Origin of the sequence: Calothrix rhizosoleniae SC01, from assembly GCF_900185595.1 — a bacterium.
Lineage (GTDB): Bacteria > Cyanobacteriota > Cyanobacteriia > Cyanobacteriales > Nostocaceae > Calothrix_A > Calothrix_A rhizosoleniae.
Map to the genome: position 1 here is coordinate 1 of NZ_FYBH01000202.1, position 16,318 is coordinate 16,318.

Below are 16,318 nucleotides of genomic sequence, written 5' to 3' on the forward strand. Positions count from 1 at the left end.
ATGTATTTCGTTCGCGGTGAGGGCAATTTCCCTCAACTTGCGCCACCAGTGGTTCCCAAAACTCTTGTAACCATTTGTTCAGAACCTTTGGCGGCATATAATCGACAGTATAAAAGATAAAAATTACATCTTGAGTGGACAAGCGATCGCATATTTTGTCAATAATCTCTTTTGGTTCTATATCCTTCGGTAAACGAAACCAAGATGCTAATTGTCGCCACAGATGAGGAATACTTCTACCCGCACCGTTATGACTCACGTCGATTTTAATTGGCGATATATTTTTCCACTCTGGCTTCAACCGAAACAAGCGATTTACCAAAAGTTGCTGTCCGCCGTAAGGTTCGCCATGAACCAAAAAAGCAGCAGTTCTGTGTAAGTTCATGACTTTTTTTACTAACCGCGCTTGCTGCTTAAAATCCATTTGCAACAAGAAGTCAAAAAGTAAATGTGGTGGTGTTTTAACGCCTGTAAACTCTGTAATAATTTTATCAATATGTATCTGAATATCTACGCCTACATCTTTACGGATTTCTGTTAGCAAAGCACAAAGTGCAGGTTTCCCAAGGTCTATTTCTCCGAAATTAACCAACTCGTTTACCAAGCTAGGAATAAAATCATTCGTGGGTATATGCAAAACTAAGCGATGTAGCACTGCGGTATCTGTCCCAAAAGCCCTGATTAAATACCCCCTACGCTGACTTTCATTCTCCATCAGGGGTCTAAGCAAGGTTAGTATTTTTTGCATTAAGTCGCTACTTATCGCCATCAGTTAACTACTTTACCAAACGAGCATAAATTTCCGGTGCATTGTTTTTTAGGTCATTTAAGAGAGCGATCGCACTTGTTCCTGCATTACGTAAATACCTGCGTTGTGTATTTGGTTCCGCAAGTATTCCACCGCTATGGTGAATCCCAACCACCTGAAAATCATCATCGAAAACAGGCGAACCCGATGAACCTGGTTCTGTACTAGTAGTATATTGCAATACTTTGTTACCGGCGTAAGCAACGAAGTTATTCTGGATCGAGATTTTCTTTAAATGACCACCTGGGTGTTGAATAATTGCTACACGGTCATCTCGCCGCATCAACTTACTTTTGAAGATTAAAGGTTTGCCAAAGTCAGGGACTTTTTCCAGGGTTACTACTGTAAAATCCAGCTCTTCGTTAGTGTAAAAAGTACCATCTACTAAAGCCCTAACAGTCTGTGTTGAGCATTCTTGACCGTTGGTATCTAGTTGATAGTTGAAGCTAAAATCACTTTTCTGTGCTATTTCCTGGCTTTCGATGACGTGATTGTTCGTCATTAATAAATCTGGTGCAACCATAAACCCCGTACCCAGACCTTTGGGATTACGAATACGAACTACGGCTTTTGAAGCTTCCAGAGCCAGATTTAAAATGTAGATATCCCGTAATGTATTTTCGCCAATAATCTTTTCTTTGATATCAACTGTACTATCCATTCCCTTCCAGTTGTTAATCCCACGACTAGGACTGGCTGGAACATCAAGGGGATAATTTTGAAATAGTTCTAGGATAAAATCCCTATCCTCATCCCCAGTAAAAGGCTGAATATGGTTGAGAAAGACAGCAAGAGCTTCTTTATCGTAAGCCACTCGTCCAAATTGGCATAAAAATCTCACCACTTCCACAGAAACACTCATGGGTGTACCATCCAAATCTAACCGCCCCAGGATAGTGTTTGCTTGTGTTGTACCTTCAAACACACCAACAAGAAGACGACGGCGATCGCGCACGTTGGCAAAATCGGGTAAATTTTGTAAGATGCGGGTGATTCGCTGGAAGTCAGGTGTGGATAGCTGTACAGTCACGGCTGTTTCTCTAAATTAAAGTATTTTTTTTACCGGCAATATAACACAGTATCGATTTCAAAGATTATTGAATGATAAATATTTACTCACTTTCTCAAAATTACTCGCAGTTATTGGTCTGGAATTTTTCATTGTTATGAAGTTGAGGATTTACCTCGAACCAATAATGATCTTGAATGTAGTTTTGGTGTGCTACGTGATCATCAACGCCGTTAATCACCCATAGCTGGGGAATAATACCAATTTGATAAATGATTGCGAAAGATGGAAAGAAAAAAAGCTTGTATAGTAACTCTTTCGCAATCCAAAATCTAAAATCCAAAATCCACAATAGTATTAGTTATCCTTATTAACTAAAGTTCCATTCATTCCTTGGGATAAATGCAATAAAGCCTGTTCTAATTGCTCAGAGAGCTTAATGGGTAAATCTCCAGAATTGACATGTAAGTTATGTGAGTTGAGTGGAATATCAATTTTATGTTGTTTGAGGGAAGCAGCGATGAGAAAATAGATGTCGCTCTTGATAACAGATTGTTGATTAGGTTTATCAATCCAAATTAGAAGTTTAAAGTTAAGGATGTTATTCTCAAATCCTTGAAAAAATACTTGGGGTGGAGGAAACCTCAATACATCACTATGGGCATCAGCAGCATCTAAAAGGGCAATTTTTACCTCTTCCATATCAGAACCATAGGCTACGCCCACGGTGATTGGTATCCCCGAAACTGGATTTTGATGACTCCAGTTAATTACTTCTTTTTCTAGAAATTGGGAATTGGGTACAATAATAGATACTCGCTCCAATGTACGGATAACTACACTACGAGCGCCGATGTGTTCTACCGTTCCCATATATTGCCCAACTTCGACAAAATCTCCTACTTGAATGGGACGTTCAAACAACAAAACGATTCCACTACCAAAGTTTTTAGCAATATCTTGAAAGCCGAAACCAATCCCTACACCCAAGGCGCTAGCGAGAATTGCCAGAGAACTCAAGTCTACTCCCCAAACTTGCAAAAGAACTACACTACCAATACCAATCAGTGCATATTTACAAATAACAGCAATCGCTTCTTGCACTCCTAAACTAATTGTCAATGCCTGCAAAACTCGAGAACGTAGTAAATTTGTGGCTGTACCTGAGAGAATAATCAACCCCAAAAATAAACCAATCAGAATGAAAATATCTACGAGAGAGTTGTTTTTCAGAATAGGAGAAGTCAGACTGGTAATAATGCTGCTACTGATTTTGTAACTCCAATACCTAGTAACTGGGAATAAATTAGTAATGTAGAGTACAACAGCGACCCAAAGCCCTATCCTTGCTAATATGAGGGTGGTTCGTAAAAGAAAATTTAAGGTTGTGATGTAGTCGCCTAATGATGCATATGATTCCAGAATTTGGGAAAATTTACGTTGTGTAATTTTACACAATATTCCCAAACTTCGATTGACAAATAATGCGATAATCAGAATGGCAACAGTGAGTAAAGAGATATTGCGAGTAAACTTGATATCCCTTTCTTGTTGTGATTTTTGAACCAGTGTACGAATATCATTAGCCCAAGTTACAGCTAATTTTTCTGGATCAATATTACCAGGGTTGTCTTTTGGAGTAATACTTAATATATAGCGATCGTTAATCCAAATAGTGGGAGAACTATTGACTTGTTTAATTTCTATCTGTGGGGATTTTTCGGATTTGACAACTGCTTTGAGTTGAGAGCTTATGGATTCAGCTCTATCTTTAGCTGTAGATGCTTTTGTGCTACTTACCTGAAAAATTTGTCTTCCATCCAAGACAACGGGAAAAGATGGTTGAGATTGCCCTTGTGCTGGGGTTATTAATAATCCGCAGATGAGTACCAAAACAACAATAGCAACCTGGAAAAATTGGCTATACTTAGCCTGAAGACTTCCCTGATATTTCAACATACCTGATGACAATCTACTAATGTAGTGATCGTATTCAATAGTACATATTTTTAGTTTCACTAAATAATTTTTTTTGGAAGGGCGAATACTAATTTAGAACTTACAAACTGTACAAAATGATAAATTTGTACATTAACAAAAACACATTGTTTCAGACATTTGTCAATCATCCTTTGATGAATAGCAATTGCCTAAAAAGTAGGGAAAATCAAGAATCAGACTGCATATTTGTTTTTTATATCAATGCGTAATTTCTATAATTATTACATTAGTTATTTTGAGTTATTAATTATCGTTCCTATTATCTTTATTGATGAATGTCCCGTTCAATTTTTGCGATAAATGCAATAAAGCTTGTTCTAATGTGTGGGAGAGCTTAATAGGTAAATCCCCAGAGCGGACATGTAAATCTTGTTGGGGAAATGGGATTTCAATGTGATGTTGTTCCAGGGAAGCGGCGATGAGAAAATTGATGTCACTCTTGATGGTGGGTTGGTCATTAGGTTTATTAATCCACACCAGAAGTTCAAAATTAAGGGCACTATCACCAAATTCTTGAAACAATACCTGAGGTAGGGGAAATTTCAAGACATCACTATGGGCATCAGCAGCATCTAAAAGGGCAATTTTTACCTTTTCAATATCAGAACCGTAGGCAACTCCTACGGGGATATGAATTCGGGAAATCGGGTTTTGGTGACTCCAGTTAATTACTTCTGTTTCCAGAAACCGGGAATTGGGTACAATAATTGATACCCGATCCAATGTACGAATAAATACACTACGAGCGCCGATGTGTTCTACCGTTCCCATATATTGCCCAACTTCGACAAAATCTCCTACTTGAATGGGACGTTCAAACAACAAAACAATGCCGCTACCAAAGTTTTTGGCAATATCTTGAAAGCCGAAGCCAATCCCTACACCTAAGGCGCTAGCGAGAATTGCCAGGGAACTCAAGTCTACTCCCCAAACTTGTAAAAGAATTACACTACCAACAGCAATCAGTGCATACTTACAAATAACAGCAATTACTTCTTGTATTCCTAAGCTGATTCCTAATGCCCGCAATACGCGAGAACGTAGTAAATTCGTAGCTGAACCTGAGATGATAATCAATCCCAAAAGCAAACCAACCAGAATTAAGATATCTATAAGGGAGTAGGTATTTGTCAGAATCGGAGAAGTCAGACTGGTGATAATAGTGGTACGAATCCTGTAGCTCCAGTATCTCGTCACAGGGAAGAGGTCTGTGATATAAAGTATACTCCCTACCCAAAGAGATAACCGTACTAATACTAAGGTAGCTTTCAATAAAAAATTTAAGGTTTTTATATTGTGATCTCTGGATGGAGCTTCAGAGTGTAGTATTCGGGAACAATATTCTTGTATGATTTGCCATAATATCCCCAGACTCCGATGGAGAAAGAACGCCATAAAAATAATGGCAACACTGAGTAAAGATGTATTGCGAACAAAATTGACATCTCTCTCTTGTTGGGCTTTTTTGACCACTGTACGAATCTTATTAACCCAAGTTACAGCTAATGCTTTTGGAGTCTTATTGGAGAAGGTATCTTTTTCGGTAACGGTTAATAAATAGTTGCCGTTAATCCAAATGGTAGGAGAATTATTTTTTTCTAGAATTTCTACCTGGGGAACTTCTCCAGATTTGATAACTGCTTTGAGTTGATAATTTACGTCTTTAGCCCTGCGTTGAGCCGCAAATTCTTCTGTTTGACTGACCCGAAAAATTTGTCTTCCATCTACTACAACAGCAGCAGATTGTTGAGATTGTCCTTGGGCTGAGGTGATTAATAATCCGCAGATTAGAGCCAAGGCAATAATAGCAACTTGGAAAAATTGCCTATAATTAGTCCGAATACTTCTGTGATATTTCAGCATCTTTACGGCAATCTACAATAATGCAGCGATCGCATTTAATGGTACATCTTTCTAGTTTCATTATTCTAGCTGCTAATCACTGATTCGGTAGATTCACAGAAAGTTTGCCAGGTGTGATTTTTTCCTAAAATCACTAAGATGCCTGTAACTTATTGATCTTTGCTTGCATCTGCTGGGAAATTTCTACAGTTTTTTGCAGAGAGGTAGAAAATTGACGAGAGGAATTTCCCGTCATTTTAGATACTTTGGCAATTTTTTTCATTGCGTTGGTCACTTCTTTTGAGGTTTCCACTTGAGATGTGGTAGCCACATCAATGGATTGCATCAATCGATCTATTTGACAATATGCATCAGCAATACGATTGAAAGAAAGCCAATTATTTGACAATAAATGAGAACCTTCTGTAATTTGTATAGATTCTAGCTCCAGAATTTTACCTGTTTCTGTTGTTTGCTGTTGCAAATTACTAGCAATGTGATGGATTTCAGTGGTTGTACTAGCAACTTTCGCAGTGAGTGTGGCGATTTCTTCGGCTAACAAGGTAAATTCTTGATCTTTAGCACCCATACGAGTAGCTTCAAGACCTGCATTAATGGCAACTAAGTTAGTTTCTGCGGCAATTTTATTCAGGGATGACACCATGTGGGAAATTTCCCGTGCTGATTCCCCTATATCTTGAATTTGATCGACTGCTGCGATAATGGTTTTTCCTAAACTCAAGAAACGATCAATTGTTAACTTGATGGCTGCTCGATCATCTTCAGTACTGCAAGCCGCTACATGGGTGATAGTTATTGCTTGTTGAGCATTGGTAGCTACATCTTTCATGGACAGTCTCATACTTTCCACCGCATCCAAAGTACGGGTGATTTCTTCTGACTGTTTTAATGCAGCAATTGCTAATTGGGAAATGGCTCCAGAGTTTTCTGCGATCGCTGTATTCACCTGGCGATCGGCAACTTTAATTTGGATGACAATTTCTTGCAAACGATCTGCGATCGCATTTACAAATTTAGCAACAGCCCCAATTTCCCCATCACTAACTTCAGCCCGTACTGTTAAATCTCCATTGGCAATTTCTGCAATCGCTGAATGCAGTTGTTGGAGGTGGAGTTGCAATTCCCTATTAGTATTTGTTTGTTGCTCTAAACTTTTTTCTGACTGGGAAAGGGTTTGTAAACTATTCTCTAAAACATTAGCTCTCTCTAGAGCTAATCCAATATGTCTGGCTAATTGTTCTAACAAATCAATTTCCGATTGTTGCCAAACTCTAATTCTAGAAATATCATGGGCAATTAATAAACCAAATAATTGATCATTGAGTAAAATTGGTACAACTAAATTAGCATCAATAGTTGATGAAGCTAATTGCAACCCATCAATCTCTTGAACTTCAACATCCTGTTGATGCCAATTTTCTAAATAATTTTTTACCCATTGATCTGGTAGGCAAATATCTAAATTAGCTGCTAAACTAGGATTTTCTGGATCTGGGTTAGCGAAGGGACTGCTATGGAGTATATGAGCTTGCAAATCCTCGTCTAATTTACATATCAATACTCGTTCTACCTGCAAAGCTTTTTGTATATCTTCAACTGCTAAATTATAAATATCTTGGGAGTTTAAAGAGCCTGACATATGAGTCGCAAGTTCTTTCAAAGCCTGGGTATGTTCCAATAAACTCACTCGTTCTAGACTCAATCCTACCTGAACAGCTAGCTGACTCAAGAAATTAATTTCAAAATACTGCCAAATATGAGGAGCCCAACAATAATCAGCGATTAAAAACCCAAATATTTGGTTATCCTTCAAAATGGGTGTGACTAAAGTCGCTTTAATTTTTAATTTTTGCATCAACTGCAAATATTTAGGAGCTAATTCTTTTTCTAAAACATTATTAACTGCAATCAAACCATGTTGTTGACAAAGTTCTACTAACTCTTGAATAATACCAATATTTTCGATACTTTTGCCAGATTTAATTGTGACTCCTGGAGCTACAGATTCAGCTAAAACTTGTAAGCTATTATGAGAGTTGAAGTGATAAATAACTACTCTATGGGCTTCAAGAGCTACCCGTGATTTTGAGACTGCCTGATTTAATAGATCATCACTATGTAAAGACTGGCGAATGGCAATCAAAATATTAGTAAATAGTTCTAACCTTTCAGCTTCAGCTAATTGATTATTTTGCAAATCTTGTAATTGATCTGCCATGCGATTAATACTGGCACCTAAAGCCGCTATTTCATCATCTCCTTTTACATTTATTCGAGTTGTAAAATTACCTTTAGATAACTTTTTCACTGCCATAGTAGCAGTAACAATAGGTGAAGTCAGACGATTGACTATAATTATGACCGCTACTCCTACAAGCATAGCTGTAACTATAGTTCCCATTACTAAGATTAGTAATAGTTGTTCTTGAGTAGTAAAAGCTATTGCTTTATCTGTACTCAAAATCAATTTCCATTGTGGATCTGGTAATCCTTTAATATTAGTCCAAGGTATAAAAGTGGCTAATTCTTCCCTATGATTATGTTTATTGTTTAAAATCCGGGTAAAAATATGATTATTTTCTTGTTTTTGCCAATTAGAAAAAATTTCTTCTATATTCTTACCCCAGCCACTATGATGATTAGATAAGAAAATTTTGCCTGTGGTGTCTAATAAATAATATTGGTCTTGTAGTATTTGAGGATGTTGTATTATTTGCTCTATATTTTTTAGAGGAATTATTGTTTCAACAATATATTTTATCTTTTTAGTATTAGGATCTATTGCCGGCAATGCTAAATAAATTTTTGATTTATGAATATTTTTATCCACCCATAAATTTCTAATTATAGGTTTCTTCGTATTTAATATTTCCTGAAAGAATGATTCCCTTGCTTGATTGTTAAATGTATTTGTATGATGTGTCTGTATAACTATATTACCTCTAATATCTACGATATTAATACTATCATACGCACTATGAATACTATGCCAATTATTAAGCTTTAATTTTTTATTGGCAAGACTATTTTCCCCTTTTATTTGAGTACTAGAAATCCAATTATAATTAGTCAGCAATTTAATTTCTTGTTCTCTATTTTTGAGATAATTCTCAATATTATCTAATATCCATAAAGCGTTTGCTTGTTTATTATTTGTAATTTGCCTTGTAACTGATTTATTAACCAGAGAATAAGTCGCTACTCCAACACCCAATATTGGTAATACACCAATAGCAACTGCAAAAATAATTGCTTTAGTTCTTAATTCTGTATTCTTTATCCAAGAAATAATTGTATGTACTGAAAAATTATGAGGATATACACTAGGCTGTATTACTGTTTCAATTTCTGTAGCGTGATTTCTTTGTTTATGGCTAAAAATTCTTTTGCGAGGTGAAGTGTGTGTTTCTAAATTTATCCTATTAATCATGAATCATCCTCGGTATAAAGAAGTAATTGAATTCTGGTAGCTTCATTTGATATGGTCTGAATACCTGATTATTAAAAACAATTCTAACTTGACTCAAAGATAAACATATTTCAGTTAACGAAATACATTTAATTTACTAATATATGTCAATAAATAATAAATTATAATTAATCATTAATGATTTATTACTGAAAAAGAGTTTTGATTAATTCTCATTGAAAAAAAGGCTTAAGGAAACATAGTTATCATTTATGGTTTTTGATATACTTTTTGGAGCAATTTAAGTAACCATAAAATTTGATAATATTTGCATTAGTAAGTTATCAAAGATATACTTTATCAGTCAAATTCTGAGATTTCTGTGGGTTGAGATACAGTTATATAATGAATCTATATCTAATCTTAAAGTAAAATTTAAATCCTATTCATATAGGAATGTTTTAATCTCTTCCCTATTCAATTTATACTATTACACAAGGATAAAAATATCTCATTGATATAAAAAAGCCTACTGAAATAGGCTTAGTAAAATTAATTTGGAAATTTTTTTAATATTTGTTTGAGAAATTAGTGTTGAAAAATATGGCGTTGCATTATGAGAATATAAATTAGGATGAATCTTCCATACAGTGTCTGAATTTTGGTTCAAATTATATTGATAAAATGGGAGGTAAGATGTGAAAAAATAATCAAATTAGGGAGCTGGTTAAAGATTATAGTTTAGAACTACTATATTGGCAGTTATTGGCAAGTCCTTTAATTACATTCAGTAACTGTTCACGAGTATAGGGTTTAGTTAAATAAACACTAGCACCTTGCTTTATACCCCATAATTTATCAATCGCTTGATTTTTTGAACTGCTAATAATAATGGAAATGTTTTCAGTCGCAGGATTTCTTTTTAAAGATCGACATAACTCAAAACCACTCATTCCAGGCATAACTACATCAGTAATGATAAAATCTGGCGGCTCTTCTATGGCAATTTTTAAAGCTTCTTTAGCACTAGTAGCTTTAATTATTTCATAACCAGTGTTTTGGAGATAGTGATCCATTAGTTCTAGCTCACTGGGAGAGTCTTCCACTATTAAAATTTTTGTCAATAACGTTGTAATACTCATTTTTTACTTTAATTAATGGCTAACCAATTTTCTCTACAATAATAAAGTTAGGTAAGATGCTGAAAAACTAGTTTTAATAATTCACTTTGTGTAAAAGGCTTAGTCAAATATCCAGAAGCTCTGACCATTTTTGCTTTAGCTCGATCAATGAAGCCACTACGCCCAGTTACCATAATTATAGGAATCTTTTTTAAATGAGAATGCCTGCGTAGCAATGAACATAATTCATAGCCATCTAAATTAGGCATGGTAATGTCCAATAAAATTAAATCTGGTTTTTCACGAATAATCTGCATCAGTGCTTTTAATGGATCTTTGATAGCAATTACAGAAAAGAACTCTTCATCTAAAAAGATTTTAATAGAATTTAATACTGTTGGACTATCATCAATACAAACTATTTTGTACAATAGTTTTTCATTCGGTGATTGGTAAATATTCTCATTCTCTGTCGAATTTTTACTTGTTTTCTTTTCAGGCAAAACCATCAAGTTTTTACCACTTGTTTGCAAAGATTCTTTTTCAACAGCTTTTGTGAATCTGGATTCTATATGATTAGTTTTTGAATTTTTATCTACTTTATTTTCTACAACTTGGCAATTCTCAGAATCCAGATAATTATTGTTACGTTTACTCAGCAATTCATTAACATCTATATGACAAAATTTAGGCATGTCATTTAGAGAAGTATTTGCAGTAAATTTATAATTTCCTTCCTCTATTTGTAGTAGCGAATTTATTATTTCTATAGCCAGGTTTTCAATAAGAATCCCAGCTTGAAAATGACTGATAAATTTTTCATTTACTAACCAACAAATTGCTAAATAGTCTAAGTTGGGAACTATTTGACTTTCAATAGCAGTTTCAAATTTAGTCAATAAACGTTTATAAATATCTCCATAAATTGATGATATTTGTTGATTCAGATATTCCAGTTTTTGATAAATCAGTTCAAACATATTATCTGAATAAGCTGCATAAATCAATTTTCCCTCTTCTAAGAAAATTGACCAAGACATAGCGCCACTGAAAATTTCTAAACAACCACTATGCGACTGCTTAATAATTTCCTTCAGGATTTCCAGTGATTGTATTCTGTTATTAAATGTATATTTATTAATAGTCTGCATTTTTATCTCGATATTTCCTATATCGGAATCAACATTTACAGTTGAGGGTGAATTGTAGTAAATTATTCAAACAGTCTTATTTAAGGATTGAATTTTCAAAATAAATACTCTATTATCAATTTTTAATTATGATATCAACACTTTATCTATATTCTAGGTTACTGTAAAATATACAATTAATACAAAGTTCTATGTAAAAAAAAGAATAAAATTTTGATTAAATGATAAAATTCAGATGAAGTTTATGGGCAAATTGAATTCTCGGAACTTTCAATATTAGACAAAGATATCATCTAAGGACTTACTTGTTTATGAATTATTTTTTATCTATGTTGATTCAACAACATTAGAATTAATCCTAATATAATTAAAAAATGCCTCATAAATTCAATTTTTAATTGTTAATTATTGAAGAATATATCCAATAAGACTTAATAATATTAAAAATTTTATTGATTGTTATACTAAAGTATATTTACTAGATTATAGAGATTTAGTTGTATTGATTTTTACAATTAAAGACGAAGGCATTTTTATACAAATTGACATATCTTTAATTTGGCTACAATTAAGTATAACGACTTGCCATAATTTTCTATACTTTTTATGATTCAATATTAACATTATAGTTTGTGGTTTTCAGATATTTCAACAGTTCTCGACTTTTAAGCAGACAAACTAGTGAAAAAAATTCATTTAGAAGTCTCAACCACAGAGAAACGCTTAGATCGCTATCTTTCTCAAGAACTCACAGACTTATCTCGCTCTCGTATCCAACAACTGATAGAGCAGAGTAGAGTACAACTGAATGGTAAAGTTTGTACTTTAAAAAAGGCTAGTGTCAAACATGGCGATCGCATTACTTTAGAAATTCCTGCACCGGAAGCAATGGAATTGCGACCACAGGATATTCCCCTAGATATTCTGTATGAAGATGAACAACTGATAATTATCAACAAACCTGCGGGGTTGGTGGTTCATCCTGCACCAGGTCATCCAGATGGAACCTTAGTCAATGCTGTATTGGCTCATTGTCCCCACTTACCGGGGATTGGTGGGGTACAACGTCCAGGAATTGTCCATCGTCTGGATAAAGATACCACAGGAGCGATCGCCATTGCCAAAACAGAATTAGCCCATCGACATTTACAGATACAGCTGAAGTCTAAAACTGCACGCAGGGAATATTTGGGTGTGGTTTATGGCGCTCCTCACACAGAAAGAGGTACTATTAACTTACCCATTGGTCGCCACCCAGTAGATCGCAAAAAAATGGCTATTGTACCAGTGGAAAAAGGGGGTAGAATAGCTATTACTCATTGGCAGGTGAAAGAGCGTTTAGGAAACTATACCTTAATACATTTTCAATTAGAAACTGGACGTACTCACCAAATTCGCGTCCATAGTACACATATAGGTCATCCCATTGTTGGTGATCAAGTCTACGGTTCTGGACGTTCTGTAGGGGTAAATTTATGCGGACAAGCATTACACGCTTGGAAGTTGGAATTAAAACATCCTGTGTCGGGAGAATATATTGAAGCGAGCGCACCTACACCAAGAGAGTTTACTAAACTCATAGAACTATTCCACAAGCGTATGGCTACGGGAAAGTAATAAGTAATAAGTTTACTGTTTATAGGTTTGGTGCTTCAACAATGTCCACGCCCTAATTGCGTAGTTCTATTTTACAAAAAAACAAGCAAAAACCAAAGTCATTAGCCCCTAGTCATTAATAAAAAACCTTGTATACAAAGCCTTATTCTAATGACTAACGACTAATGACTCATTCCTGAAATATTAGCCAGGAGTTAAAGAAATAGTTATTTATCAGCAGTTACTCAGCAGTTACTAGCTCTTTAGCTTCTTCTCCTGTCTTACGATAAGGTACCTTATTAATATCGACATTAAAGGCAGATACCTTTGGTGGAGGATTACCTCCAGCATTGCTCAAACCTTGTGCCATAGCCAAGTAGTTGGCTGGATCGCCAGCTTTCGCTTTCTTCTCTTGTGGGGTGTATTTACGGACACTAGTCTGCCAAATTACTTGTGGGAAGCCTAGTTGAGCACGATGGTATTCATTGTAACGTGGAGATTTAATATTGAAAGGCAACTCCCCTTCGGCACGGCCAGGAAGTACTCTGCGGCGCTGATATGGTACAGTATCGTAGCCGAAATTATCTAGATACTCTTCACTATCCAGAAGTTCGTCTACAAACCCCTCAATACCTTTAGTTGCAACTATTACTCCCCAAGCGAGCTTTTCTCGTTCGCTGTAAATATCTCTTCCCAATATGCGTTGTACGCACTGCTCTACAAAACGATAGTTGTTATTGAGATTGTAGAAACTTCTCTTATATGTATCTGAAAGTAATAAACCCCGGATAAAGTCACGTACTGTGATTTGTCCGTAACGGAGTTGGGATTCTAAAAATGGTTCGCGATCGCTCGCAAAAGCATGGAAGAATATTTGACGATATCCTGCCTCAATCAGATTATTCATATCTGCTGTGGAGAGCAGATTCTCTGTGGAAAAAATCCTTGGCTGTTCTTCGCCTGCTACCTCCAAACCCGCCACTCTTGGGTTTTGGGTTGAAGGAGCATATGATAACAAGGGTATGGACACGCAAGAGCCTCCAAAGTATTGTAATTAAAATTAACAACTTTAAAACATATATTAAGGGAGTAGTTCCACCATAAAGTAGGATTCTGATAAAACTTTACGAAACTTAACCGAGGGTATAAGTTAAGTTTCGCAATTAGGTCGATTTAGCCTATGGGATTCAAGCCATAGCCAATCAGCAAGGTGAATATGGTAATCACAGCAAATAGCATAATTACGCCAGCCACATTTTTCCAATCAGCCTCACGTACAAATCTAGACCAATCAAATGCTGCAAACTGGCCATAAATAGATGTCTTAGGTAATTTATCACGGTAGTATTCATCATACCGAGCCATGCGAGCAAAAGGTAAATCACCTTGAGTTCTTTGGGGTAACACCCGTCGCTGTTGAAAGGGGACTGTATCGTAACCAAAGTTGTTGATATATTCTTCGCTGTTGAGTAAATCGTCAATAAACCCTTTTAATCCTTTAGTAGCAAGTACAATCGACCAGGAGAATTTTTCTCGTTCATTGTATACTTCCCGTCCCAAAATTCTTTGTACACACATTTGTACAAAGCGATAGTTGTTATTGCTATCATAATTCCGAGTGCGAAAAACATCAGAGGTTGCGAGTCCCCGAATAAAATCCCTAACTGTAATTTGACCAGAGCGTAGCTGGGATTCTAAATATACTTGGCGACTACTAAGAGTCATTTGTTGCTCATTAAAAATTTGGCGATAAGCAGCCATGATTAAATTATCCATTTCCGATGGGGATAGGAGATTCTCACAGCTATAGATCATGGGTTGCTCGTCCCCAGGAACCTCGTATCCGATGACGCGCTGATTTTGACTGGAAGACGGATAATTTAAGAGAGGAATAGTCATGCTAAATATTTCTCCAGTTGCTACTTCCCGAACAAGGAGAATAATATAATGCAATTGGGGATTACCTAACAGTTAACAACTCACATTCTGCCGATAATAACAGCCAAAGGCTTGATACTTAAGACTTATTGTCAAATATATAATTTTATTGACAAATATTGCGTTTTTTTACAAAAATCATCGGTTTCCTGTATATACAGAGTTCGGATAGAACTAAGTGTGGAATGATGTTATTTCCTCCATCAGTCATGCTCTTGAATAGACATAGGAAGTCTTTGTTAGCCCTTCAGAGTCAACCCACTTACCGAAGGTATTATTTAATCTAGCAAACACATCGTAAGCTCTCTGAGCTGCCTTACAATCATATTCCTCTCGTTTATTTTCATATTTGAAGCTAAATTCAACGAGGATAGGCGTATCCTCTCCACAGGAGTCATCATACCAAGCTATTAATGCACATTCGGCTTCTACTTTGGGATTTTTCCTAATTTGAAAATCTGCTCCTGTAATCACCAATTCTCTGGCGGTGAAACCCCCGACTAAGTCAATCGGCACATCTTTTTGATAAGATTTTAGTTCTTTCTTCAGACCTGGATATAACTTACCAATATCCTTTAATTTATTGATATTTTTGTTATCCGATATAGGTTGCTTAGTAGAAAAGCTGTAAAGCTTTTTAAAGGGAAGTTTAATATCTTCTTCAAATTTTGTCTTTCCATTCTCAATCACAGCAGCATTCATATTTCTGTCTTGAGAAATGTAACGATCTGGATGGCGATATTTGAGGGTTACTTCTCGTTTACCTGTATCAATGTCAACTCGCTCCCGGAAAACGTAATTATTCTCTCGAAGATGATGAGCTGTGCTGTCATAAAATCTCACATTTCTGCGTTTTTTAACATAATCAAGACTACCATCAGTATCAATCACGATATCTTTAATTGCGTCTTTGAAATCTTGCCAAAACTCTCCGGATAGTTCAATCAGGTTGATTTTTGAACTCACGAAGCAATCTTGATTGAGCATAATCTTATATTCACGAGATATTATCCTCTGTTTCATTTTTTTCTCTATCATGATTAGTAAGCAAATAATTACGACTACATATCTTCAAGCAAAGTTTGTTCATCTTACTTTTGCAGTGATAAATTAATCCTAATCAAAAGTAAGCAATCTGAGTTGATTCAAACTAAAAACTAATAAAAACAATACAAACTGAACAAGAACAATGCTAGTCCCAGATTTGAAAAAAGAATAGGACAGATGAGTAGGTGCACGGCACCAGTAAGATAATTTTATATACCAAAAGATTTTGGATGTCGTGCCCTTACGAAAAACATGTGTGTCGCAAACATTATTTGAATTGGTATAAGATTTGATTATAAAAAGCAATAATATAGCGCTACGCGCAAGTAATAAGTTTACGGTTCATAGGTTTCAGCATTCATAAATTTCCTAACG

11 protein-coding genes are annotated in these 16,318 nt (G+C 35.5%); 1 reads left to right on the plus strand and 10 read right to left on the minus strand.

Features of this window, described 5'->3' with window-relative positions:
• From CALSC_RS12485 to CALSC_RS12520, 7 genes are all read right to left on the minus strand, one after another.
• Positions 1-769: DNA-binding protein (locus CALSC_RS12485; RefSeq protein ID WP_088241670.1), on the minus strand; the 769-nt coding region annotated here is incomplete at its 3' end.
• A gap of 7 nt (positions 770-776) precedes the next feature.
• A complete protein-coding gene (locus CALSC_RS12490) occupies positions 777-1,838 on the minus strand; it encodes a trypsin-like peptidase domain-containing protein (RefSeq protein ID WP_088241671.1) in 1,062 nt (353 codons plus the stop codon).
• Positions 1,839-2,174: 336 nt separating this feature from the next.
• Complete coding sequence (locus CALSC_RS12500; protein ID WP_235006772.1) at positions 2,175-3,836, minus strand: mechanosensitive ion channel family protein; 1,662 nt, start codon at positions 3,834-3,836, stop codon at positions 2,175-2,177.
• Between the two features lie 225 nt (positions 3,837-4,061).
• Positions 4,062-5,681: a mechanosensitive ion channel family protein gene (locus CALSC_RS12505; protein ID WP_088241673.1), complete on the minus strand. Its 1,620-nt coding sequence runs from the start codon at positions 5,679-5,681 to the stop codon at positions 4,062-4,064.
• Between the two features lie 133 nt (positions 5,682-5,814).
• Positions 5,815-9,111, minus strand: a complete 3,297-nt coding sequence (locus CALSC_RS12510; RefSeq protein ID WP_088241674.1) for a methyl-accepting chemotaxis protein — start codon at positions 9,109-9,111, stop codon at positions 5,815-5,817.
• A gap of 713 nt (positions 9,112-9,824) precedes the next feature.
• Positions 9,825-10,232 (minus strand): response regulator, encoded by a 408-nt coding sequence (locus CALSC_RS12515; protein ID WP_088241675.1) that lies wholly within the window; start codon positions 10,230-10,232, stop codon positions 9,825-9,827.
• A 47-nt stretch (positions 10,233-10,279) separates the two neighbouring features.
• On the minus strand, positions 10,280-11,362 hold the full coding sequence (locus tag CALSC_RS12520) for a response regulator (RefSeq protein ID WP_200817624.1): 1,083 nt from the start codon (positions 11,360-11,362) through the stop codon (positions 10,280-10,282).
• Between the two features lie 681 nt (positions 11,363-12,043).
• On the opposite strand from CALSC_RS12520, the gene CALSC_RS12525 reads away from it, so the two are divergent.
• On the plus strand, positions 12,044-12,979 hold the full coding sequence (locus tag CALSC_RS12525) for an RluA family pseudouridine synthase (protein ID WP_088241677.1): 936 nt from the start codon (positions 12,044-12,046) through the stop codon (positions 12,977-12,979).
• Positions 12,980-13,199: 220 nt separating this feature from the next.
• Here the strand turns inward: CALSC_RS12525 and CALSC_RS12530 are convergent, their stop codons facing one another.
• From CALSC_RS12530 to CALSC_RS12540, 3 genes are all read right to left on the minus strand, one after another.
• The gene (locus CALSC_RS12530; RefSeq protein ID WP_088241678.1) at positions 13,200-13,988 is read right to left on the minus strand and encodes a phycobilisome rod-core linker polypeptide; all 789 of its coding nucleotides are present in this window, start codon (positions 13,986-13,988) and stop codon (positions 13,200-13,202) included.
• Between the two features lie 143 nt (positions 13,989-14,131).
• Positions 14,132-14,857, minus strand: a complete 726-nt coding sequence (locus tag CALSC_RS12535) for a phycobilisome rod-core linker polypeptide (RefSeq protein WP_088241679.1) — start codon at positions 14,855-14,857, stop codon at positions 14,132-14,134.
• A gap of 246 nt (positions 14,858-15,103) precedes the next feature.
• Positions 15,104-15,883: a hypothetical protein gene (locus CALSC_RS12540; protein ID WP_143288240.1), complete on the minus strand. Its 780-nt coding sequence runs from the start codon at positions 15,881-15,883 to the stop codon at positions 15,104-15,106.
• Between the last annotated feature and the right edge of the window lie 435 nt (positions 15,884-16,318).